Origin of the sequence: Arthrobacter sp. zg-Y750 (genome assembly GCF_020907365.1) — a bacterium.
In the GTDB taxonomy this organism is placed as follows: Bacteria; Actinomycetota; Actinomycetes; order Actinomycetales; family Micrococcaceae; genus Arthrobacter_B.
In genome coordinates this window covers 1-23,155 of record NZ_JAJJOC010000008.1, presented here as the reverse complement: position 1 = coordinate 23,155, position 23,155 = coordinate 1, and the positions used below count along the sequence as shown (strand labels likewise).

21 protein-coding genes are annotated in these 23,155 nt (G+C 66.7%); 7 read left to right on the top strand and 14 right to left on the bottom strand.

Translation table 11 applies throughout. From position 1 onward, the window contains the following. Positions 1–40: 40 nt before the first annotated feature. A complete protein-coding gene (locus LOC57_RS05575) occupies positions 41–1,354 on the top strand; it encodes a uracil-xanthine permease family protein (RefSeq protein ID WP_227912562.1) in 1,314 nt (437 codons plus the stop codon). Between the two features lie 27 nt (positions 1,355–1,381). Here LOC57_RS05575 and LOC57_RS05570 read toward each other — a convergent pair whose 3' ends face one another. Both LOC57_RS05570 and LOC57_RS05565 read right to left on the bottom strand, forming a co-directional pair. Then, positions 1,382–2,491, bottom strand: a complete 1,110-nt coding sequence (locus LOC57_RS05570; RefSeq protein ID WP_229958630.1) for a glycerate kinase — start codon at positions 2,489–2,491, stop codon at positions 1,382–1,384. Positions 2,492–2,552: 61 nt separating this feature from the next. Beyond that, positions 2,553–3,353, bottom strand: a complete 801-nt coding sequence (locus tag LOC57_RS05565) for a glycerophosphodiester phosphodiesterase (RefSeq protein WP_231700561.1) — start codon at positions 3,351–3,353, stop codon at positions 2,553–2,555. Positions 3,354–3,479: 126 nt separating this feature from the next. On the opposite strand from LOC57_RS05565, the gene LOC57_RS16495 reads away from it, so the two are divergent. The 3 genes from LOC57_RS16495 to LOC57_RS05550 are packed head-to-tail and all read left to right on the top strand — an operon-like array spanning position 3,480 to position 8,106. Continuing rightward, positions 3,480–6,014 carry a bifunctional lysylphosphatidylglycerol flippase/synthetase MprF gene (locus LOC57_RS16495; protein WP_229958626.1) on the top strand — a complete coding sequence of 845 codons (2,535 nt, stop codon included), beginning with the start codon at positions 3,480–3,482 and terminating at the stop codon, positions 6,012–6,014. Next, the gene (locus LOC57_RS05555) at positions 6,014–7,312 is read left to right on the top strand and encodes an alpha/beta hydrolase (protein WP_229958624.1); all 1,299 of its coding nucleotides are present in this window, start codon (positions 6,014–6,016) and stop codon (positions 7,310–7,312) included. The genes LOC57_RS16495 and LOC57_RS05555 overlap by 1 nt, the downstream gene beginning before the upstream one ends. Beyond that, a complete protein-coding gene (locus LOC57_RS05550; RefSeq protein ID WP_229958622.1) occupies positions 7,309–8,106 on the top strand; it encodes a phosphatase PAP2 family protein in 798 nt (265 codons plus the stop codon). Before LOC57_RS05555 ends, LOC57_RS05550 begins: the two co-directional genes overlap by 4 nt. Here the strand turns inward: LOC57_RS05550 and LOC57_RS05545 are convergent. The 8 genes from LOC57_RS05545 to LOC57_RS05510 are packed head-to-tail and all read right to left on the bottom strand — an operon-like array spanning position 8,027 to position 16,306. Beyond that, positions 8,027–8,878 (bottom strand): HAD family hydrolase, encoded by an 852-nt coding sequence (locus LOC57_RS05545; protein WP_229958620.1) that lies wholly within the window; start codon positions 8,876–8,878, stop codon positions 8,027–8,029. The genes LOC57_RS05550 and LOC57_RS05545 overlap by 80 nt on opposite strands. Before the next feature lie 28 nt (positions 8,879–8,906). Next, positions 8,907–9,443 (bottom strand): YbhB/YbcL family Raf kinase inhibitor-like protein, encoded by a 537-nt coding sequence (locus LOC57_RS05540; protein WP_229958611.1) that lies wholly within the window; start codon positions 9,441–9,443, stop codon positions 8,907–8,909. A gap of 55 nt (positions 9,444–9,498) precedes the next feature. Next, the gene (locus LOC57_RS05535) at positions 9,499–10,407 is read right to left on the bottom strand and encodes a carbohydrate kinase family protein (RefSeq protein WP_227912570.1); all 909 of its coding nucleotides are present in this window, start codon (positions 10,405–10,407) and stop codon (positions 9,499–9,501) included. Between the two features lie 35 nt (positions 10,408–10,442). Continuing rightward, positions 10,443–11,213, bottom strand: coding sequence for an alpha/beta hydrolase (locus tag LOC57_RS05530; RefSeq protein WP_231700554.1), 771 nt, complete (start codon positions 11,211–11,213; stop codon positions 10,443–10,445). 43 nt (positions 11,214–11,256) lie between these two features. Further along, positions 11,257–12,651, bottom strand: a complete 1,395-nt coding sequence (locus LOC57_RS05525) for a GntP family permease (protein ID WP_229958608.1) — start codon at positions 12,649–12,651, stop codon at positions 11,257–11,259. Positions 12,652–12,697: 46 nt separating this feature from the next. Then, positions 12,698–13,333: a bifunctional 4-hydroxy-2-oxoglutarate aldolase/2-dehydro-3-deoxy-phosphogluconate aldolase gene (locus LOC57_RS05520; RefSeq protein ID WP_229958606.1), complete on the bottom strand. Its 636-nt coding sequence runs from the start codon at positions 13,331–13,333 to the stop codon at positions 12,698–12,700. Next, positions 13,330–14,979 carry an N-acyl-D-amino-acid deacylase family protein gene (locus tag LOC57_RS05515; RefSeq protein ID WP_229958604.1) on the bottom strand — a complete coding sequence of 550 codons (1,650 nt, stop codon included), beginning with the start codon at positions 14,977–14,979 and terminating at the stop codon, positions 13,330–13,332. Before LOC57_RS05515 ends, LOC57_RS05520 begins: the two co-directional genes overlap by 4 nt. A 10-nt stretch (positions 14,980–14,989) precedes the next feature. Continuing rightward, positions 14,990–16,306, bottom strand: a complete 1,317-nt coding sequence (locus tag LOC57_RS05510) for an amino acid deaminase (RefSeq protein WP_229958602.1) — start codon at positions 16,304–16,306, stop codon at positions 14,990–14,992. A 208-nt stretch (positions 16,307–16,514) separates the two neighbouring features. On the opposite strand from LOC57_RS05510, the gene LOC57_RS05505 reads away from it, so the two are divergent. Genes LOC57_RS05505 through LOC57_RS05495 form a run of 3 tightly spaced genes read left to right on the top strand, consistent with a single transcriptional unit; the run spans position 16,515 to position 18,728 of the window. After that, the gene (locus LOC57_RS05505; protein WP_331460637.1) at positions 16,515–17,570 is read left to right on the top strand and encodes a sugar kinase; all 1,056 of its coding nucleotides are present in this window, start codon (positions 16,515–16,517) and stop codon (positions 17,568–17,570) included. Next, a complete protein-coding gene (locus tag LOC57_RS05500; RefSeq protein WP_229958598.1) occupies positions 17,567–18,331 on the top strand; it encodes an IclR family transcriptional regulator in 765 nt (254 codons plus the stop codon). The genes LOC57_RS05505 and LOC57_RS05500 overlap by 4 nt, the downstream gene beginning before the upstream one ends. After that, on the top strand, positions 18,324–18,728 hold the full coding sequence (locus LOC57_RS05495; protein ID WP_227912577.1) for a RidA family protein: 405 nt from the start codon (positions 18,324–18,326) through the stop codon (positions 18,726–18,728). Before LOC57_RS05500 ends, LOC57_RS05495 begins: the two co-directional genes overlap by 8 nt. A 58-nt stretch (positions 18,729–18,786) precedes the next feature. On the opposite strand, the gene LOC57_RS05490 is transcribed toward LOC57_RS05495, so the two are convergent. The 4 genes from LOC57_RS05490 to LOC57_RS05475 form a co-directional block, all read right to left on the bottom strand. After that, positions 18,787–19,608, bottom strand: a complete 822-nt coding sequence (locus tag LOC57_RS05490) for an IclR family transcriptional regulator (RefSeq protein WP_229958596.1) — start codon at positions 19,606–19,608, stop codon at positions 18,787–18,789. Beyond that, a complete protein-coding gene (locus LOC57_RS05485) occupies positions 19,608–21,224 on the bottom strand; it encodes a beta-N-acetylhexosaminidase (RefSeq protein WP_229958594.1) in 1,617 nt (538 codons plus the stop codon). The genes LOC57_RS05490 and LOC57_RS05485 overlap by 1 nt, the downstream gene beginning before the upstream one ends. Positions 21,225–21,251: 27 nt before the next feature. Further along, positions 21,252–22,037 carry a carbohydrate ABC transporter permease gene (locus LOC57_RS05480; protein WP_227912580.1) on the bottom strand — a complete coding sequence of 262 codons (786 nt, stop codon included), beginning with the start codon at positions 22,035–22,037 and terminating at the stop codon, positions 21,252–21,254. Between the two features lie 119 nt (positions 22,038–22,156). Beyond that, positions 22,157–23,053, bottom strand: coding sequence for a carbohydrate ABC transporter permease (locus LOC57_RS05475; RefSeq protein ID WP_227912581.1), 897 nt, complete (start codon positions 23,051–23,053; stop codon positions 22,157–22,159). Between the last annotated feature and the right edge of the window lie 102 nt (positions 23,054–23,155).

Sequence of the window (23,155 nt, the reverse complement as noted above, 5' to 3'; positions counted from 1 at the left end):
AGAATTTTGGTAAAACCCCCTGTCTTCGGAAGGCACAACCATGAGCAGATTCGGTACGGCCTGGACCCTCCATGGAGACGGTAAGACCATCAAGCCCGGCGCCTATGTTGCCCCTGAGGAGCGCCTGAGCTGGCCGCGCACCATCGGCATTGGTTCCCAGCACGTTGTGGCGATGTTCGGCGCGACGTTCCTGGTTCCGCTGCTGACCGGCTTCCCGCCTGCCACCACCCTGCTGTTCTCCGGTATCGGTACGATCCTGTTCCTGATCATCACCGCCGGGAAAGTTCCCAGCTACCTCGGTTCCTCCTTCGCCTTTATCGCCCCCATCACCGCGGCCACCAGCCAGCACGGGCCCGGCGGTGCGCTGGGCGGCATCATCATGGCCGGCGCGGCGCTGTTCCTCATCGGCCTGGCCGCGCAGGTGGCCGGCACGCGCTGGATCCAGCTCCTGATGCCGCCGGTGGTCACCGGTACCATCGTGGCGCTGATCGGGTTGAACCTGGCCGGCTCGGCCCGGACCAACTTCGAAAAGGGGCCGGTGACGGCTGTGGTCACGGTGGCCGTGATCCTGCTGGCCACGGTCCTCTTCCGCGGCTTCTTCGGCCGGCTGTCCATCCTGATCGGCGTCCTGGCCGGCTACGGGGTGGCCATGCTGCGCGGCGAAGTGGATTTCGAGGCGATCAGTTCCGCGGCCTGGTTCGGCCTGCCGGACTTCCACGCGCCGAGCTTCCACTTCTCCGTGATCGGCTTGTTCGTGCCGGTGGTGCTGGTGCTTGTGGCCGAGAACATCGGGCATGTGAAGTCCGTGGCCGCCATGACCGGCCGGGACCTGGACCCGTACGCGGGCCGGGCGCTGATGGCCGATGGCCTGGCGACCATGCTGGCCGGTTCAGGCGGCGGTTCGGCCACCACCACCTATGCCGAGAACATCGGCGTGATGGCCGCCTCCCGGGTGTACTCCACCGCGGCCTACTGGGTGGCCGGCATTGTGGCCGTCCTGCTCAGCCTGTTCCCGAAGTTCGGTGCGCTCATCGCCACCGTTCCGCCCGGTGTGCTCGGCGGCGCCGGCGTCGTGCTGTACGGCATGATCGGCATCCTGGGTGTGCGGATCTGGGTGGATAACCGGGTGAACTTCTCCAACCCGATCAACCTGTCCGCCGCCGGCCTTGGCCTTATCGTGGCCATCGCGGACTTCACCTGGGTCATTGGGGACCTGACTTTCGGCGGCATTGCCCTGGGCACCGGCGCGACCCTGGTGGCCTACCACGGCATGCAGGCCATCGCCCGCTGGCGGGGCACCGACCCCGACGAGCCGGCGGAGGACGCCGGGGCCACCCCCAGCCGGCTGGGCTAACGGCGGCGGAACGGCGGCCGCCGGCGCTCAGGCGCCTTCGAGGACCTGCCGGGTTGCCCAGGCAACGTATTTTGCCGCCTGGGACATTGCATCCTGCGGCCGCTGCACCACATCCAGCAGGCTGACGGCCGCAACAATCCCGTACTCCTGCAGTTGGTCCGGGGTCAGTGTGATCTGCCCGGCCACCGCAACCACGGGAATACCGGCATCCCGGGCCCGGGCCGCAACTTCCAGCGGAGCCTTCCCGTAGCGGGACTGGTTGTCCAGGGAGCCTTCGCCGGTGAGGACCAGATCGCAGCGGGTCAATGATTCATCAAGTCCGGTGAAGGCCGAGAGCAGTTCGAATCCCGGGTGCAGGGATGCCCCGGTGAAGGCCAGGAACCCCGAGGGGAAGCCGCCGGCCGCACCCGCCCCGGGGACATCGACGTCGACGCCGGTGGCCTCCTTCAGGAGCCGCGCCCAGTTGTCCAGCGCCTCTTCGAGCAGCTGCTGCTCCGCTGCGCCCGCGCCTTTCTGGCCGCTGAAGACCGCCGCCGTTCCTTCATAACCCAGGAGCGGGTTCCGGACGTCGGCGGCAATCCGCAGGTCCACCCCCGCCAGCCGCGGATCCAATCCGGACGCATCCACTGATGCCGCGTTCAGCAACCCCGCGCCGCCGGGCGGCACAGGATTTCCATCCCGGTCCAGGATCTTCAGGCCCAGCGCGCACAGTGCCCCGGATCCGCCGTCGGTCATGGCCGAACCGCCGATGCCCAGGATGATGGTTTTCGCCCCCGCGTCCAGCGCGTGGGCGATCAGCTGTCCGCTGCCGTAGCTGCCTGCAGCCAGTGCCGTCTCCGGGGAAGGATCCAGCAGGACCAGCCCCGAGGCGCGTGCGGTTTCGATCAGGGCCGTGTCGCCGGACAGGGCCCAGACGGCCGTGGTGTCCCGGCCCAGCGGCCCCGTGACGCGGGCCGTGCGGGGTTCGGCACCGGCGCCCAACGCGGCGTCCAAGGTGCCCTCGCCGCCGTCGGCCACCGGAACCACCGTCACGGTGGCCTCGGGGTACACCGCGAGCACTCCCTCAGCCATGGCTGTTGCGGCTTCTGCGGAGGTGAGGGAGCCTTTGAACTTGTCCGGGGCAATAACTACGCGCATGTCTTCATCCTGCCAGCCGGGGGTGACATGGCGGCTACCTGTCTTCGACGCCGCCGCACCCCTACCGCCACTGCCCGCGGTCCTTGAGCACCTTCACCAGGAGGTCTGACCGGTCCGAGACGATGCCGTCCACACCCAGGTCCAGCAACCGGTTCATGGTCTCTTCGTCATTGACGGTCCACACATGGACCTGCAATCCGGCACGGTGGCAGCGGCTCAGGAAGGACGAGGTGACCACGCGGACCGGTCCGAATGCCACCGGCACCTGGATGCATTGGAACCGGCCCAGCCGGGATACCAGGCCGGCGGCGCCCAGCGGCGCCAGCAGCCGCAACAGGACGGTCAGGGCAGTGCCCGCCGAGCTGGCCGCGGGCCGGCCCAGATGCTTCAGTGTGCGGAGGCGGCGTCGGTCCGAGAAGGACGCCACCAGCACCCGGTCCTGCGCCGAGTGTTTTTCGATCAGCGCGGCGAGCAGTTTTGCGCCTGGTGCGTCCTTGACATCCACGTTCAGCCGCATATCCGGCCATTCGGTCAGCAGTTCCTCGAAAGTGGGGATCCGTTCGGAGCCGGCCACCAGGACCTCGTTGAGCTCACGGCTGGTGAGTTGGCTGATCTTTCCCGCCACTCCCCCGGAAATCCGGTCCACCGTCTCGTCGTGGAAGGCCATCAGGACGCCGTCCCGGCTGGTGCGCACGTCCGTTTCCAGGTAGCTGATGCCTAGGTCGGCGGCGGCTCGGAACGCGGCGAGTGTGTTCTCGTACCCGTCCGGAGAAAAGCCGCGGTGCGCCAGGGCAATGGGCTCGGGCCGGTCCGCTGCGCCGGACGGCGGATTGTCACGGGGCGCACGGAAGTACGGATGCATTGCGTTCACGCTCGTACTTTATCCAACCTGCGGCACGCACTGGGCCGGGCAGCACCGCTCCCGGACTCCGCGGCCCTAGAATGGCAGGACCCCGACCCCGGCTGGCTCCGGGCTGATGGAGGTTCCGTGGTTGACGTTCTTCCCGCCCCACGCCGCTTTGAGCGGTTTGTGCACTGGCCGCTGCAGTGGCTTCGGGGCAGTGTCCGGCGGTCGCCGGCCACCTTGGTTTTTATTGCCTCCTTCTGGGTGCTCGGAGCGCTCACTTCCTCGCTGGTTACGGGCCCGGAAGGGCCCCTGCAGGACTGGGCCACCCTTTCCGCGCATACCTTGACCGGGAACCCGGCGGCCCTGCTCCTGTGCTGTCTCTGGGCCAGCGGAATCGGAGGCTATATAGGCGGCACGCTGCTGGCCCTGATGGCCGGTTTGTCCTGCGAGCGGCTGCTGGGCACCGGACGGTTCCTTATGGTTGGTTTCACCGGGCAGATTGTTGGCGCGCTGCTTGCCATCGGTTTCGCGTCTGCCACCAGTGCCTCGATCGGTGACTGGTCCCGCGCATTGGTGTCCGAATCCTATGTTGGTCCGCTTGCCTTCATCGCCGCGGTTGTGGCCGCAGCCAGCGCCCAGGTCAGCACTTTGTGGCGCAGGCGCCTGCGGATCACCATGTTCACCCTGCTGGTATTGCTGGCCCTTTACGCCGGGAGTTTCACAGACCTGATGGTCCTGGGTGCGGCCGTTACGGGTGCGTTCATGGGACCGTTCCTGGCCGGACGGCGGCCCACGGTCCCGGAGCGGCTGGTCACCAGCCGGCGTGAGGCCGCAGTCCTGGTGGCGCTGGTGGTCCTTGCCTCCGCCGTCGGACCCGTTATTGCCGCGCTCAGCACCTCCGCAGTGGGACCGCTTGCAGTGCTGCGGTATCTGTTCACCAGCGTCGAGGTGAATACTCCGAACGAGTTGGCGGAGCTCTGCAATGGATCTGCCGCCGCCCGCGAGTGCGCCGTGGCCCGCATCCAGTTGCGCGCCGGACCGGCCGGGTTCTTCCTGGCCGTCCTGCCCCAGGTCCTGTTGGCCACCTTCTCCGAGGGGCTGCGGCGCGGCCGCCGGTTTGCCTGGCTGGCAGCATTGCTGCTGCAGGGCACCATGACGGTGCTGGCCACCGTCCGGCTCGGGCGGGCCCTCGCCCGAGGTGAGCTTGCCCTCCTGCCGCCGGGACCAGGCATTGTCATTGCGCTGGTACTGCCCATGGTGGTTCCATTGGCGGTCTTTGTGCTGCTGCTTTTCACCCGCCGGTTGTTTCCGGCCCGCGCCCCCGACGGAACCTACCGCCGGGTGGCCGCGGCTGTCGGGACATCCGCGGCGGTGCTGGCCTCTCTGTATCTCGGTGCCGGACTGCTGAACCGCGACGGTTTCAGCCCGGCTGCCACCCTGGGGCTGCTCGCAGCGGACCTGCCCGGGCGGTTTCTTCCCATTGCCGAGGTGGCCTACAGTACGCCTGCCCTTGACCCGGAGAATCTTCCCGCCGTCCTGGTCTACGAAGGCGTGGGCGTGCTGTTCTGGGTATTAACCTGCCTGCTCTTGCTGCGTTCCTTCCTGGTCCCGCCACGGAACCTGACAGCCCGGGATGAAGAGCGGGCCCGTTCGCTGCTGAAGACCCATGGTGGAAGCACCATGGCCTGGATGACCCTCTGGCAGGGCAACACCTATTGGTTTTCCCCCACCGGCAACTCCTATGTGGCCTATCGGGTGGACAGCGGCGTGGCGGTCACGGTGGGAGACCCCGTGGGGCCGCCCGGTGAACTTCAGCAGACGGTGGCGGGCTTTGCTGAGTCCTGCACGGACAACGGCATCACGCCCTGCTTCTACTCGGTGGGCGGGAAGGTGCGTGAGTTGACTGCTGCGCTGGGGTTTTTATCCCTGCAGGTGGCCGAGGAAACCGTGCTTCCGCTGGGCTCACTGGCTTTCAAGGGCAAGAAATTCCAAGACATCCGCACCGCACTGAACGCTGCCCGGAAACAAGGCATCAGCGCGCAGTGGATCAGCTATCCCACCGCTCCCCTGGCCGTGCTGGACCAGTTGCGGGCCATCTCCGAGGAATGGGTGGCAGATAAGAAGATGCCGGAAATGGGCTTCACTTTGGGCGGGCTGCAAGAGTTGGATGATCCGGAAGTCCGCTGCCTGGTGGCCGTCGACAATGACGGAACGGTCCATGCCGTGACATCCTGGCTGCCCGTGTACCGGGACGGGATTGTGGCCGGCTGGACGTTGGACTTCATGCGCCGGCGCGGTACCGGTTTCCGTCTGGGAATGGATTTTCTGATCGCGTCCGCAGCCCTGTCCCTGCAGGATGAAGGGAGCCGGTTCCTGAGCCTTTCCGGAGCACCCCTGGCCCGGGCGGTGGCCCGGGAGCCGGACGTCGACGGTTCACCGGTGATGGACCGTCTGCTGGATCTGCTCGGCGCAACCCTTGAGCCGGTTTACGGCTTCCGTTCCCTTCTGGCCTTCAAGTCCAAGTTCGCCCCGCAGTACGTGCCGCTTTTTATGACCTACCCGGATCCGGCCGCACTGCCGGCCATCGCCAACGCCCTGACCCGGGCCTACCTTCCGGATCTGTCCCTGGGCCAGGGGCTTGTCCTCGCCCGCCGGATCGTGGAACGGACAGGATGATGTCCCTGTCACTGGTCGACGGCATCCTTCCGATCGTCCTGCTGATCCTGGGCGCTGTCTCCCTGGTCTGGCTCGGTGTCAGCGGGCAGCGCCTGGGCTGGAAGCGCGCCCTGGCCGTTGTGCTGGCGGCATGCGCCTTTACCGCGCTGATTTACGTGCTGGCGGAGTATGTATTCCATTGGTGGAATGCTTCCCTGCCGCGGCTGCTCTACCTGTTCAGCGCCCTGACCATCCTCGGGGTCCAGCTGGCGGTGTTGCGCGTGCTCGCGCCGGGCATCCGGATCCGCCGGCGGGTAGCCGGCGTCGCGGCGGGTCTCCTGGTGCTGCTGGCCCTGGCCGGCACGGTGAATATCGCCTACCACCAGTACCCGACGGTAGCCGCACTGTTCACCCCGCCGCCGGTCACGGATGATCCGCTGCCGCGGCCGGCGGAGGTCCGCCGGGACCTGCCTGCGGCGTCGGCGGAAAACTGGACTGCGCCCCCGGGCATGCCTGCCGCCGGCAAGGTGTTCCACCAGCAGATCCCGGGGGGCCGGTCCGGATATGCCTCCAATCCGGCGCTGATCTACCTTCCGCCGGCTTATCTGGCCGATCCGGGCAACGTGAACCTGCCGGTCCTGGTTCTGGTCCACGGGCAGCCGGGGTCCCCGGAGGATTGGCTGGTCAGCGGCGGACTGGCGGAGATCATGGATTCATTTGCCGCGCGGCACCACGGCCTGGCCCCGGTAGTGGTGCTTCCGGACCTCAGCAATGCCGGGAACAGCAACTGGCCGTTGTGCCTGGATACCACGGTCAGCAACTCGGCCACCTATTTGGCCCAGGACCTGCCGGCCTGGGTACAGGACAATCTGGGCACCGGCACCGCGGGGCCGCAGCAGTGGGCGATCGGCGGTTATTCCTACGGCGGCACGTGCGCCGTCCAGCTTGCCGCAAACTATCCGGGGGTTTATCCCACCTTCCTGGATATCGCCGGGGAGGACGAGCCGACCGTCGCCGGCGGCCACCAGGAACTGTTGGACACCTACTTCAACGGTGACGAGGACGCGTTCCGGAAACAGAACGCCGCGGACCTGTTTGCCGCAATGCGGTTTCCGGATACGGCGGGAATCGTCGTCGTCGGCCAGGATGACAAGGTCTACGCGCCGGAGGGAAAGACGGTGTACGACGACGCCACGGCGGCCGGTGCCAATGTGCAGTTCCAGACGCTTCCGGGCGGGCACTCCTGGCAGGTGTGGGGGGCCGGATTGGAAAACAACCTGAGCTGGTTGTGCACCCGGCTTGGGATACTGGAACCATGACCCGCGACCCTGGACCACACACCCGCACCGGCCGGACCGGCGGCGGACCGGGCAGCCGGATCCGGGACCTGCTGCAGTGGATCAGCCGGGTATCCTCCCCGCATGTAACCCTGCTGCTGATCCTGGCCGTGGGTTTGGTGCCCGCACTGGCCCTGACCCTGGTCTCCGCCGAGGTTTACGAATCAGTGGCCGAATCCGACGGTATTGCAGGCCTGGACCGGCCGGTTCTGGAATACGCCCTGACGCTGCGGTCCCCCGGCCTGGACGCCGCCGTCACGGGGTTCACCAACCTGGCCGGCAGCATCGGCATGCCGATCATCGCCGGGCTGATAGTGCTGGGGATGTGCCTGCGCTGGCGGTCCTGGACACCGCTGGTGCTCACTGCAGCGGCGGCGGCCGGCTCCCTCCTGATGACGATTTCCGGGAAGGCGATTATCGGGCGCACCCGCCCGGACCTGGCCGACGCCGTTCCTCCGTATGAGTCCTCCGCCTCATTTCCGAGCGGGCACACCCTGAACTCAATCGTGATCGCCGGGATCCTTGCCTATTTGGTGATCCTGCATGTGCACACCCGCCGCGCGAAGGCCGCTGCGGTGCTGGCGGCCGCCGTGTTTACCCTGGCCGTGGGGCTAAGCCGGGTCTATTTGGGCCACCACTGGCTTACGGACGTTCTGGTTGCCTGGACCCTTGGAGCGGCCTGGCTGGCGGTGGTGATTACCGCACACCAGCTTCTGCGGCGCCTGCACGGTCGCCGAGAAGCCGTTCCAGGATCACCGCCACGCCGTCGTCGTTGAAAGCGGGGGCCGTGAAGTCCGCCGCCGCACGGGCTGCGGCATGGCCGGAGGCCATCGCATAGCCGTGCCCGGCCCAGTCCAGCATCTGGATGTCATTGGGCATGTCGCCGAAGGCCACGGTCTCCTCGGCGGTGATCCCCTTCTGCGCGGCGTAGTCCGCGAGTGTGACGGCCTTGTTCAGCCCTGGCAGGGACATTTCCAGCAAGGGCATGGTGGGTGCGGAGTGGGTGGTGGCCACCAGTGATGAGACCGCCGGTGCCACCCGGTGCAGGAACTCGTCCGGCGAGATCCCGGAGGCACGGGCCAGGAACTTGGCCACGCCGGCCTGGCCGTTCAGGGATTCGTGAAGCGGGCGGGGAACAATGCCGCCGAGGATTTCGGTGGATCCGGTGTCTGAGAAACCGGGTTCCAGATGGATCCCGTCCACGGTTTCGGCTGCGAAGGTGACTGCGGGGAACAGGTCCCGGATGACTTCCGCGGCGGAGAACATCTGCGCAAGCGGAAGCAGGCTGCTGGCCAGCACCTTCCCGGCCCCGAGGTCATACGTGATGGCTCCGTTGGAGCAGATGACGGTACCTGTGTGGCCGATCCGCTCGCGCAGCGGATCCAGCCAGCGGGGCGGGCGTCCGGTGACGAAAACGACGTCGATCCCCGCGTCCCGGCAGGCCTGGAAGGCGCGCACCGTCCGGTCGCTGATACTGTTGCCGGCTCCCACAATGGTGCCGTCCATGTCACTTGCTATCAGCCGCACCGGGCTACGCTGCTCCTGCATGCCTTTTAGCTTACGTCCGGCGCCGGCGTCAGTCCGCGGGGATTTCGGCCGTGCCGACCATGACGGCGCGGCCCAGGGTATGCGTATACAGGGCGAATCCCAGGGCGGCGGGACTGGAGTCAGGGGCCACGTCCAGTTCCTCCGTGTCCACCGCGTGGACCACCACGTAGTAGTGGTGCCGGCCGTGTCCGGCAGGCGGGGCGGCACCCACAAAACCGGCGAACCCGGCGTCGTTGGCCAGCTGCACCGTGCCCCCGGGCATCTGCCCGCTGTTGGCTGCGTCCCCGGCGAGGCCGTTGACGGCCGCGGGGATGTTGAACGCCGCCCAGTGCCAGTAGCCGCTGCCGGTGGGCGCGTCCGGGTCATACATGGTGAGGGCGAAACTGCGCGTCCCTTCCGGGAACCCGGACCAGGCCAGCTGCGGGGAGGCATCCTTGCCTCCGGGCACACCCAGCCTGGCGCTGTACTGGGCGGGCGCGAAGGGACAGCCGCTGGTGAATTCCTCGCTCTCAACGGCGAACTGCGGCACCTGCGGAAGGTCCTTGTACGGGTCTCGGCTTTCCACTGCTTCTCCTCTGGCGGTTCTTGACCGGGCGGCCCGCGGGCCGGAACCGGGGGACTTACGGAAGTTCGTTGCGGTAAGGCGGGTTCGCCCCGGCGCGGGAGACGGTCACTGCGGCGGCCCGGGCGGCGAAGGAGAGCAGCTTCTCGACCTCATCGACGCGGATCCGCGCCAGATCGCTGCGCCGTGCACCGCCGTCGAGCTCCCGGTCCATCAGGCCCACCAGCAGCGCGGACATAAAGGAATCACCGGCGCCCACCGTATCCACCACGGTGACCGTGGGCGCGGGGACAGCGCATTCTCCTGCCGCCGCCACGGCCCACGGCCCCTTGGACCCGCGGGTCAGGACCACTAGGGATGGCCCGGCGGCAAGCCAGCGGCGGGCGGATTCCTCCGGGGACTCATCGGGGTACAGCCATTGCAGGTCCTCGTCCGAGGCCTTGACCACGTCGGCAAGGGCTACGAACTTTTCGGCCTGTTCCCGGGCATAGGAGACGTCGGTGATGATGGAGGGCCGGCAGTTGGGGTCATAGGTGACGGTGGCGGCGGGCCGGGCGTGCTCCACGGCGCGGAGCACATGGTCGGCACCCGGTGAGAGCATGGCGGCGATGGAGCCGGTGTGCAGCATGGTGGTGCCGTCCAGCAGCACCGGCAGGTCCAGGCCAGGCAGTTCCCATTCGAGGTCGAAGGTGTAGCGGGCGCCGCCGGCCGGATCGAGGACCGCGGTGGCCACGCTGGTGGGCAGGTCGTCGGCGGCGAAGGCGGTAAGCACGGAGTTGGCGCGCAGGTGCTCGGCGATCAGGGCGCCGTAACTGTCGGAGCCGAAACGGCCCACAAACTGCACCGGCCGCCCCAGCCGGGCCACGCCCACAGCGACGTTCAGGGGACTGCCGCCCGGGTGGGAGCGCCGCGGCGCAGTGTCGCTGACCACTTCATCCACCAGGGCTTCACCGATCACTGTAAGCATGCTGTCAAACCTAACAGAGCCGGGTACCCGTTTCCTTAAGGAACCCGGTTTCCTGCTGCTTCGTGAAGCGCCTCGACGACGGCGGCCCAGGCGGCGGTGCCGGGGGTGATCATGGCGAAGTGGTCCCCCGGGATGGTGCGCAGCTGCACACGGGTGCCGGCTGCGGCGGCCGCCTGGGCCCAGGAGGTGGAGAATCCTGCCGGAACCGTGGTGTCTTCCGCTCCGTGGAGCACCCAGGCCGGTACGGGCAGCGGCAGCGCCTGCATAGGGTCCGCGTCCACATAGCGTTGCGGGTCCCGGTCCGGTGGGCAGCCCAGGAAGTTTTCCACGGCGCCGTCGCTGAGGCCCAGCCGGTGCGCCGCGGCCAGGTCCAGCACCCCTGACTGGCTCACGACGCCGGTAACGGTTACCGCGGACGGTTCGGCCTTGGCGGCTTTTGCGGCCAGCACGGCCAGGTGGCCGCCGGCCGAGTGGCCCAGCAGGGTGACCCGGGACAGGTCCGCGCCCTCGGCCTCTGCCGCCGGGGACAGGGCGTTGATGCCGGCCAGGACATCTTCGAGCGTTTGCGGCCAGCCGCCGCCGTTCCCGGCCCGCCGGTACTCCATGTTCCAGCAGGCAAAGCCGCGGGCGGCGAGGTCCCGGGCCAGCGGCCGGCCAAGCTCAGCGGTGTATTTGGAGCGCCAGTAGCCACCGTGGATGATCACGACGGTCCCGTTGCGCGGGGCACCCTCCCGGCCGGACGGGCCTGAGGCCGGGAGGGTTAGTTCGGCATACTGTTCCGGCCCGGGACCGTACGAATACTTCATGGCAGGCACGTCATCCTCTTCACGGTCCGGACGGGGCCGGGTCCTAGACGAACTGGTACAGCAGGGCGGCCATTCCGAAGCCCACGAGGGACAGGACCGTTTCCAGCACCGTCCAGGTCTTCAAGGTGTCCTTGACCGACATATTGAAGTACTTCGCGATAATCCAGAAACCGCCGTCGTTCACATGGCTGGCAATGATGGACCCGGAAGAAATCGCCATGGTAATCAGGGCAAGCTGCGGCTGGGAGTACCCGCCTTCCAGCAGGCCCGGCGCGAGGATGCCGCCGGTGGTGACAATGGCAACGGTCGCGGAGCCCTGGGCAATACGCATCCCGGCGCTGATCACAAAGGCCGAAACCAGCAGCGGAAGTCCCGCCGTGGCCAGCGATTCGGCCACTGCGGTGCCAACACCGGTTGCCGTGAGCACGGCTCCGAAGAACGCCCCGGCGCCGACTACCAGCAGGATCATGCCCACCGGGCGAAGCGAGGAGGAGGTGAGCTCCGCCAGTTCGGAGGAGGTCATCCCGCGGTTCGTACCCAGGAGCCACATGGCAATGAGCACAGCCACGGTCAGGGCGATTGCCGGGTTCCCGAAGAACTGCAGGGCGGAGCGGAACGGGCTTTCGGGCAGGAAGATGTTGCCGAAGGTTCCACCCAGGATGAGCAGCATGGGCAGTCCGATGCAGGCCAGCACCACCGCCAGGGACGGAGCCCCGAATCCGCGGTCTTCAGCGGTTTCGGGGACAATGCGGTCTTCGGGCACGTTGATGTGCACGCGCTTGCCGATCCAGGTACCCCACAGGATGCCGGAGGCGAACCATGCGGGAATGCCGCAGGCGAGACCCATGATGATGATCCAGCCCAGTTCCACGTGCAGCAGCCCGGCGGCGGCCACCGGGCCGGGGTGCGGCGGCAGGAAGGCGTGGGTGACCGAGAGGCCCGCCAACAGGGGCAGGGCGTAGAGCAGCAGTGACTTGCCGCCGCGGACCGCCGCAACGTACACCAGCGGAGCCAGGACAAAGATACCGATGTCGAAGAACACCGGGATGCCCAGGACAAACCCGGTAATACCCATGGCCAGCGGGGTGCCCTTCTCCCCGAAGATTTTCACCAGCCGCCCCAGCAGCACTTCTGCGCCGCCGGACCGCTCGAGGATGGCACCCAGAACCGTGCCCAGGCCAATGATCAGGGCAATGTGGCCCAGGATGCCGGCGAAGCCCTTTTCAATGAGGGCGTCGCTGCTCTTGGTCGCTGTGCCCACCAGATCATTGACCGGCACACCGCCGGCCAGAGCCACGAGGACGCCGGTGGCCACCAGTGCAATGAAGGGTTCCAGCTTGATCCTGATGATCAGGAAGAGGAGCAGCGCAATGCCGGCAGCCGCCAGCAGGAGGAGGCCGGCAGTATCTTCGCGCAGCCAGCTAATTACATCTTGCATGAGGTTCTCTCTACTCGGTGTTCGAGACAGGAAGGAAAGGAAAGGTCTAGCGGAGTGTGCCGGTGAAACCGGCTGCACGGACCTGGATGTCCGTCCAGTCACCGGCAGCCACTGCAGCCGGTGGGACGACACTGGTCCCGCAGCACACGGCAATGGCCCCGGCACGGAGGTAATCGGAAGCATTGCCGGCGTCGATGCCGCCGGAGGGAAGCAGCGCAATACCCGGATACGGACCCTGGAGATCCTTCAGGTACGCGGGCCCCAGCTGCCGGGCGGGGAAGATCTTGACGGCGGTAGCGCCCAGGTCCACCGCCTGCGCCACTTCCGTGGGCGTCATGGCGCCAAGGCTGAAGGGAATGCCCGCCTCTGCTGCGACGGCGGCAACCTCCGGCCGCAGTCCGGGAGTCACCAGGAAACCCGCCCCGGCGTCAATGGCAGCACGGGCCTGGTCTGCCGTCAGCACCGTGCCCATGCCCACCAGGGCACCATGGTCGAGGGCGGCGTCCACCGCCGTGCGCAGTTGCTTGAGCGCGTCCGGGATGGTGTAGGTGAGTTCCACGGTGCGGATGCCTCCCGCGACCAGCGCGGTGCACAGCGCCGCCGGGTCGGGGATGCCGGGAGCCCTGACCACGGCCAAGGTGGCGTCCTCGCGGAGCTGGCGGGTGAATTCTTCCGGGGTCATATGCTTGTTTTTCCAATCCGGGTTTTGCCGTCGGGATGGCGGCGGAGGGCACGGCCGGCACGGGCACCGGTCGGCTTTCCGCCGTCAATCGCCGCGGTGCCGTTGACGAATACATAGGGGATGCCGGCAGCCGGCTGGCGCGGCTGGTCGAAAGTGGCCCGGTCCGCAATGGTCCGGGGGTCAAATAACACCAGGTCGGCGGCCCAGCCGGGGCGGACAAGCCCCCGGCGGTCCAGCTTCAACCGGGCAGCAGGACGGCCGGTGAGGTGGTGGACGGTCTCTTCGAGCGTCAATAGCCCCAATTCCCTGCAATAACGGGAAAGGTAACGGGGGAAAGTGCCCCATGACCGGGGATGGGGCTTGTCCCCCACCAGGATGCCGTCGCTGCCGCCCGTGTGGGAGCGGTGGGTCATGATGGTCCGGACGTTCTCCTCGTGTCCCACATGCTGGAGGATGCCGGTACCCAAGCTGTCCGCGCGCAGGATGTGCACGAAAACGTCGAAAGGTGCTGTATCGCTCTCTGCCGCGATGGCGGCGATGGTCCGCCCCACAAAACCGCCCAGAGCCGGGTTGCGGACGCCGCTGATTTCCAGCGTGTCCCATTCCGCCACCACTCCGTGGCATCCGTCGGACCCGTTGACTTCCACATCCTTGCGGATGCGTTCCAGGCTCGCCGGGTCCGCCAGCCGCTGCAGGGTTTGCGCCGTCCCGCCCGATGACGCCCAACTGGGAAGGATCGCCGAAAGCGTCGTAGCGCCCGGCAGGTAGGGATACGTGTCCAACGTGATGTCGACGCCGTCGTCAAGCGCCTCGTCGATCAATGCCAGGAGTTCACCGGCACGCCCCTTGTTTTCGGCAAAGTTCATGGTGGCGTGGGAGAGGTGGAGCGCGCACCCGCTGTCCCGGCACAGGCCGATCATCTCGGCGTAGGCAGCGAGTGCATTTTTCCCGTAGGACCGGTGATGCGGAGCATAAAAGCCGCCGTGCTCAGCTACCACCCGGCACAGGGCCGCCAGTTCCTCGGTGTCGGCGTACATTCCGGGCGTGTATGTCAGGCCCGAGGACATTCCCACGGCCCCCTCCACCAGCCCGGTGCGTACGGCGTCCTCCATCTGCTCCATCTGTGCAGCGGTTGGTGTGCCCTCCGCAAAACCCATCACCATTGCCCGGACCGTGCCCTGCGGGACCAGGTACGCGGCGTTCGTGGCTATGCGGCCGCATGGACCGGCAGCGTCAAGACGGTCCAGATACTCACCGACACTGCGCCAGTCGTAGGCAAATCCCTGCGGGTCGTCGTTCCACCCTGCAATCTTCTGGCGGATGCCCTCCAGGGTTGGAGTGTCCACGGGAGCGTAGGACAGTCCGTCCTGTCCCAGCAGCTCAGTGGTTACCCCTTGGCTGAGCTTGGCGTAGTGGCCCGGCTCCGCGAGCAGCTGGAGGTCGGAATGGGCGTGCATGTCGATGAACCCCGGAGCCAGGACCAGCCCGGAAGCGTCAATAACCCGCTCAGTGCCGGGGGCTGAAGGGTCCGCTTCGCCGGCAGCTGTGACCGCGGCAATTGCGGTTCCCTCCACCACGACGTCGGCGGCACGGCGCTCACTGCCCGTGCCGTCCACCAGGGTTGCGTTGCTGATGAGGATGCTCATGTCCGGCCCCTTAAAAGAATGTCTGGATGAGGTCCACAACCGCGCCGTCGCGGTCCGTGTCGGCCAGCACCGGAATGAGTGTCCATTTGTCCAGGGCCGTGCAGGGGTGGGACAGCCCCAGCCGGACCACGTCCCCCACCCGGATCGATTCCCCCGCATCGACGGCCAGGAAGCAGTGCTGGTCATTGACCGCCGTGATCCGGCCCTTCAGGGGCCGCATCGGACCGCCCAGCGCCAGGCCAACCAGCTGCGGCTCCGGCAACCCTTCGTCCACCGGGAGATCACGTTTGCCGGCATCGAGAATGGCCAGCCCGGGTTCCGGCCGGGACACTACCCGCGCCCAGCCGTGCATACCGGCCGCAAGCGGCGTTCCGCCGTCGCGGGAAAGCGGTGAGATTTCCCGGTAAAACCCGTCATCGTGGATGACGTAGGCTCCGCTGCGGATCATGAGCTGCACGGCGGGTCCGTTGGCATCGCCCGGGGTGCAGAGCGGAGACAGGACCTGGACCACATCGTCGAAATACGCGCTGCCGCCGGCGGTGAGGATTACTCCCGCACCCGGGGTGTACAACCCCTCCTCCAGCACGGCAGCGTGCAGGTGCGCCATCTGCTGCAGGTAACCGCGCACCGCTGCCAGTCCCGCGGCGTCGGCGGTATGCGCCAAGGCGCCTTCGTACCCGGAAATTCCCACCAGGTTCAGGACGGGCGACGAACCCGCCGCTCTGGCAACCTCCAGCGCCGCCTCGACACTCCGGGCTCCGGTCCGCCCGCCATGGCCGCCCAGCTCCACCAGCACATCCAATACGGCACCGTCGTGCCGCTTGGACAGGATCAGTTCGAGGTTTCGGACACTGTCCACGGAGTCCACCCAGGACAGGATGGGCCGCCCGGCGGCCGCTTCATCCGCGGCCCAGCTGATCGCTTCGGGGTCGGCCAGGGTGTTGGCCAGCTGCAGCCGGTGGACGCCAAAGGCACGTGCCACGCGCAGCTGTGCCAGGTTCGCCAGGGTGATTCCCCACGCACCCTCCTCCAACTGCCGGGCCCACAGCTGCGGTGCCATGGTGGTTTTCCCGTGCGGCGCCAGCAGCACATTGTGGTCCCTGCACCACTGGGCAAGCCGGCGCAGGTTGTACTGCACGGCTGTCCCGTCCAGGGTGAGCAGCGGGGTGTGGAAGTCCGAAAGGTGCGGAGCGGACGCCAGGAAGTCCTTTACCGTGCGGCCCTGTGAGCTTGAGGGGGCTGCCTTGTGCCGCCAGCCCAGGACGGTGGACTGCAGGTCTGATACCGCGTCGGCGTTAATGGCCGGCGCCTGGATGGGGGTTGACACCGCTGCGGATCCCTTCAAAGGACTGCGGAGCAGATAGCCACCCCGTTGCGTATTTTGCAACGTTCGTTGCAAATCTGATGGTGATATGTCTAACATGGTGGCGAATCGTGAGTCAAGGAACGCTCAGCAGTGTCCGCCGCATTTTCTCCCGGGCTTCAGTGCCCGGCGATCGCAGGACGACGCAGCCCAGGGTGAGAACAGGAAACAAGTGCTTTCAGCCGTATGCCTAGGCGAGTCAATGGCCATGCTGACTCCTGCAAGCGAACAGACACTCGAGCAGGCAGATGTCCTGCAGGTGGGGCTGGGCGGGGCCGAATCCAACGTCGCCATGGGCCTGGCCGCCATGGGCATCGAGACCCACTGGATAGGCCGGGTGGGCGAGGACGGCTTCGGCTCCCGGATCCTGGCCGACCTCCGCGCCCACTCCGTGGGGACAACAGGCGTCCAGCGCGACCCGCTGCGCCACACCGGGCTCTACGTCAAAGTTCCCGCGAAGGAAGGGCAGAGCGGGTCCGGCAGCTCAATGCTGTATTACCGGCAGGACTCCGCAGCCTCTGCCATGGGACCGGACCTGCTCTCGGACAAAGTGGTCTCCGGCCTGCTGGCTGATGCCCGCCTGATCCACCTCAGCGGCATTACGCCCGCCCTCTCCCCCGACTGCCTGGAATTGTGCCGTGCAGTGCTTTCCCTGCCGAGGAACGGCCGCATCATCAGCTTTGACGTCAACTGGCGGCCCGCCCTTTGGCACGGCAGGGACCACGGCGTCCTCCAGGAGCTCGCGAACCTTGCCGATGTGGTCCTGGTCGGCAGTGACGAAGCCGAACACGCCTTCGGGACCGGCAACGAGCAGGAGCTTCGTGCACTCCTCCCGGACCCGGAGGTACTGGTGATCAAGAACGAGGCCTTCACCGCCGTCGCCTTGGAGCGCAGCGGTGCCCGTGAAGAAGTTCCAGCCTTGTCGGTCGAGGTGCTTGAACCCGTGGGGGCAGGTGATTCCTTCGCTGCCGGATACCTGAGCGGGATGCTGCTGGGGCTCGATTTAAAGGCAAGCCTGCGGCGCGGGCACATCAGCGCCGCCTGCACGCTGACCGTTCCCGGCGACCGCGGCCCGCTCCCGCCGGCGCCGCTGCTGACGGCACTCGTCGGGTGCAGCGACGCGGACTGGGGAAACACCTCCGTGGCTGCGGGCGAAATCCGTTCTCCCGCCGTTGATAACCTTGCAAGTTCGACTATTTCCCCAATCCCTGGAAAGGCGGACCCGTGAGCCAAAGCCTTATACGGGCCATGGACCTGCTGGGCGAGCTTGCCGAGCAGCCTGCAACCCTGGACGAACTGGCATCCCGGGCCACCGTGCACAAAACCACCATCATGCGCCTGCTGCATGCAATGGAAGAGCGGCGTTTCGTGGTCCGCGACAAGGAGCAGCGTTTCCGTCTGGGACCCAAGTTCTTTGAACTGTCCTCGCTGGCACTGGAGCAACGCGACATCCGCGCCGTCGCACGTCCGCACCTGGCCGACCTGAACGCCCGCACCGGACACACGGTCCACCTGGCCGCCTTCGAGGGCAACGACGTCATCTATATCGACAAGTTCGAGTCCCACCACCCGGTCCGGATGTATTCACGGATCGGCCTGACGGCGGCGCTGCATTCGGCGGCGGTGGCGAAGGTCCTGCTGGCAGACCTGCCGCGTGCCGAGCAGGAACACATCGCGGCCGGGCTGGACTACGTCAGGTTCACGCCGAACACCCTGGCCGGCCCGGAAGCGTTGCTGGCCGAACTGGAACAGGTCAAGGCGCAGGGCTGGGCGCATGACAACGCCGAGCACGAATCCTTTGTCCACTGCATTGCCGCCCCCATCCGGGACGGCCGGGGAAACGCCGTTGCTGCCGCGTCCTTCTCCGTACCCATAGTCATGCTCAGCTACGAGGGACTTCTCGGTATGCTGCCGCAGCTCCAAGCCTGCACCGAGGCCATTTCGTCGGACCTCGGCTGGATCAAACCCCGAAAGGACAACCATGAGTGAAAAGACCGTTGTACTGACCGAGAACGCCCCCGCACCCGCGCACGTTTTCTCCCAGGGAGTTCGGAAGGGTGGCTTCCTGCAGGTGTCCGGACAGGGCCCCATGGACCCGGCCACCAACAAATACATTGCCGAAGGGGATGTCCGGGCACAGACCCGCCGGACCCTCGAAAACGTCAAGGCAATCCTTGAAGCCGGCGGCTCCTCCGTGGAGGACGTGCTGATGTTCCGCGTCTACCTCACCACCCGCGGGGATTTCGCGGCCATGAACGAAGCCTACGGCGAGTTCATCAAGGAAAACGTACCCAGCGGCGCCCTTCCGGGGCGGACCACCGTTTTCGTTGACCTTCCGCACGAAGTCATGCTCGTGGAAATCGACGCCCTGGCAATCACCGGCTAGTAGCGGAGCACCGGTGCCGCCCGCAGCGGCACCGGGCCTGCCTGCGCTGCAGCCCCGCTCAGAGCGGAGCGGTCAAGCGCCCGCGTGCACGGCGGGAACCCAGCTTCGCGGAAATCCGCAGGCTGGTTTCCACGGCCATTTGCCCTACTTCCCGCACCCGCCGCGGTGTCATGCGCGAGGAAAGCGCTGAAACGCTCAGCGCGGCCACTACGGTGTCTTCGTGTCCGAAAATGGGCGCCGCCACGCACCGGACGTCCGGTTCGTTTTCCCTGTCGTCAATGGCATAGCCGCGCCGCCGGACCGCTGCCAGTTCCGCCCTAAGGACCTCCGGATCGGTAATGGTCCGGGGAGTGATGGGGTGCAGTGTCTTCGCAAGGATTGGGGCAACAACATCCTCGCGGCTGTAGGCCAGCATGGCCTTTCCCACCGCCGTGCAGTACGCCGGCATGGTTGCCCCCACCCGTGAAGCCATGCGGACGGTGGCTTCATCCTCCACCTTGTCCAGGTAAACAACGTCCTCTCCGGACAGCACCACCAAGTGGCAGGTGCTGTGAACCGAACGCATCAGGAGCCGCAGCTCGGCATTTGCCGCGCTGCGCAGGTCCAGCCTGTCCACGTAGGACTGGCCAAGCTGGAGGCAACCGTGGCCCAACCGGAAACGGCCGCTTTCATGGTCGCGGTCCAGCAGGTTCTCTTCGAGCAGCGGCGCGGCCAGGCGCAGGACAGTACTTTTGTTCAGGCCGGACGCCTGGCTCAGTTCATTCAGCGCCAGGCCTTCCGCATTGTCCGAAAGCTCCGAAACCACCCGCAGGAGCGTCAGCGCCTTGCGCAGCGAGGCGGAGGAATTCCGTCCTTCCTGCCCATCAACCGCTACCACCATCAGCCTCCCATTTCTGCGGGCTCATCGGCATGATCCCGGATCCACCCTGCCACGCCGGGACGCTGTTGCCACGGATGCGGACCCTCCAGCGGACGATATTCCACCCCCATGGCGCCCAGCCGTGCCAAGTGGGACGGTTCCAGGCGCTGCAGGAACCCTGCATAATTGCGGCGGTCCTGCGGCGACCACAGAACCTCCGCCAGCGCACACAGCCGGGGATAGGCGGCAAACTGTACCCGTCGGGGCGAGTCAAGGTGTTCGGTCCAGATATTGGCCTGGGCCCCCAGCAGCCGTCCCGAAGAAGCACCGGCAACGGATGCAGGAAGCGGCTCGAACCCGTAGACGGATTCCAGTGTGGTCAGGAATCCGACGGGAACGGGCTCTTGGTCCCCGTCGGCCTGCCGATGGTCCAGGTATAGGTGCTGCTCCGGGCACATCACCACGTCATACCCCTTCGCCAGCGCGTCCAGGCCGCCCTGGAAGCCCCGCCAGGAGCTGACCAGGGCGCCGTCGGGCAGGCCGCCGTCGCCCACCTCGTCCCAGACTGCGGCAGTGCGCCCCCGCCGGGACAGGTGCTGCGCCAGCTGGCCGACGAACCAGCTGTGCAGGCCCGCCACGCCGTCCAGTCCCAGGTCCCGGGCCTTGGCCCGCGCAGTTTCGCTTCGTTCCCACTGGACCACGGGCACCTCGTCACCGCCCAGGCTGATCCACTGTGCCGGAAATACCTCCAGCACCTCGTCAAGCACGTTGCGGTAAAAATCCAGTGACGCTTCGGAGATGTCCAGAACCGTCTCGTTGATGCCCCACCGCGTCCACACCTCCGGGACAGCCGTACCGGATCCCAGCTCCGGATACGCGGCGATGGCTGCCTGGCTGTGGCCGGGAACGTCAATCTCGGGAATGACCGTGATGTGGCGTTCAGCAGCAAATGCCACGATTTCCCGCAGATCCGCCTGCGTGTAGTACCCGCCGTGCGGCACGCCGTCGTAAACCCCGGCCCGCCATGTTCCCCGCGAAGACTCGCGCCGCCAGGCCCCGGTCCTGGTCAGTTCCGGGTAGCGGCGGATTTCCATCCGCCACCCCTGGTCATCGGTCAGGTGCAGGTGCAGCACGTTCAATTTGTGCAGCGCCATCACGTCCAGGAAACGGAAAATGTTGTCCTTGGGCATGAAGTGCCGAGCGACGTCGAGCATGACGCCCCGGTACCCGTAGCGGGGGCCGTCCGCCACGCTGCCCTGCGGAACCCGGTGGGTGACCGGCCCCGCCGTGGCCGGCGCCTGCCGCAGCGCGTCCGGGCCCATCAGCTGCAATAGTGTCTGGGCGCCGTAGAAGGCACCCGCTGCTCCAGCGGCGCGGATGACGATCCGGTCCTCAATGTCCAGCCGGTACTCTTCCGCCGCGAGGGAAGGATCCAGCAGAAGCTCGAGGGTGGGATTTTCCGCTGCGGGCAGCAGCTCCCAGCCGGTGGCCGATCCCAGTGCCGAGGCGAGCCAGCGGCGGACGGATCGCAGTCCGGGGTCGGCGGACAACGTTGCCTCCGGGCCCACTTCCAGGTCCCCGCCCCCAAACTCCGTGCTCCGCGGCAGGGGAATAAGCGTATGGTTCTCTGCGGTCATGCGGCCTCCGTCGGATGGCATCTGCACTCAGCCCTTCACTGCCCCGGCAAGACCGGATACCAGCCTGCGTTGCACGGCTATAAAGAAGATCAGCACCGGAATGGTCATGATCACGGAACCGGCCATGATGGCACCCCAGTCATTCTGGTCGGGTTTGAAGAAGGTCAGCAGGGCCATGGGCAGCGTTTGGTTCTCCTGCGCGGAAATGATGAAGGTTTTGGCGAACAGGAAGTCGTTCCAGGTGGAGATAAAGGAGAACACGGAACAGGCCACCACGCCCGGCGCTACCAGCGGGAAAAGGATGGAGCGCACAAAGCGGAAGCTGCCGGCGCCGTCGATCCGGGCGGCTTCTTCGATTTCCACCGGCACCGCAGCCACGAATCCGCGCAGCATCCAGATGGCAAACGGAATGCTGAAGCCAACGTGCACGAGGACCAGGGAGCCCAGGTGGTTCAACCCGACCAGGGGAATTGCTTCACCCGCATTGCGCAGCAGGAAAAACAGCGGAATGGTCAGTGCTTCCACCGGGACCATTTGGGCCACCAGAATGATAATCAGCAGTTTTGTGCGCAGCTTGAAGCTGTAGCGGGTCAGGGCGACGGCGGCCAGGAACGCCAGGATCGTGGAAATAACCACCACCGCCAGTGCCACAATCACGCTGTTCAGGAAGTACTGGCCGAAGTTGTTGACGGACAACACCCTGCCGAACGAGTCCAGGGACGGTTCCAGCGTGTAGGGCGCGGAATCGCCCGCATCCAGTGCGGTCCGCGGTTTCAATGCGGAGAGCACCATCCAGAAAAGCGGAAAAGCCACGCAGGCGGCTATCGCCAGCGCAACTGCATCGGCACCGAAACGCGGCCGGCGGCGTGTTCGGGCGGGACGCACTGTGGCCGCTGCTGCGGCGGGCCGTGTGTCGGTAGTGGGAACGGCGGTCACAGGACCTCACCTGACTTCCGTAGAAGACGCAGATAAACCAGGGTAACCACCATCAACAGGACGGTCATGATGACCCCCAAGGCTGACCCGAGCCCGTACAGGCTCGCGGCGAAGGCCTGCTGATAGCCGTAGACGTTGAGCACAAGGTTCTGCCCGGCTATGCCGCCGCCCCCGGTCATGATGTAGATCTGCGAGAAGATTTTGAAATTCCAGATAATCGACTGGATTGTCACGATGATGACCACTGGACGCAGCATGGGCAGCATGATGCTCCGGGCAATCCGGGGCATGGACGCTCCGTCAAGGGTGGCGGCCTCCACCAATTCCGCAGGGATCGCCTGGATGCCGGCGTAGATGGTCACGAGCACAAACGGAAAGGAACACCAGACAACTTCGCTGGCTACCAGGCCGAATCCCGACCATTTGTCATACGTCCATGAATGGCCTGCGAACCCGTCAAACCCCACGGAGACCAAGAGCTTGTTGATCAGGCCCAGCGTCGGGTCAAAGAGGAAAAGCCATACCGCACTTCCGGTCACTGCGGGGGTGGCCCATGCGCCGAGCGACACAATAAACAGTACCGAGCGGACCCATGGCCGCAGGCGGGTGGCCAGGACGGCAAGGGCACCTCCCACCGCGAGGGTAAGGACTACGCATGCCGCCGCGAAAACCACGGTGTTGCCCAGGACGGTCCAGAACTGCCGGTCGGCAAACAGCTTCCGGTAGTTTTCCAGGCCGGTGAACCGCAGGGGTGCATTTCCGCTTACCTGCGCCTGGCCGTAGTCATACAGCGAGACATTTACCAGCTGGAAAATCGGGTATGCCAGCAGGGCAGCGAGCACCAGCAGCGCCGGGGCCAGATAAAGCCACGGTTCCAGCCGGCTGCGGTTCATGGCCCGGGGGGGGGGGGGGGGGGGGGGGGGGGCGCCGCGGGGGGGGGGGGGGGGGGGGGGGGGGGCCCCCCCCCCCCCCCCCGCCCCGCCCGCCCCCGGCGG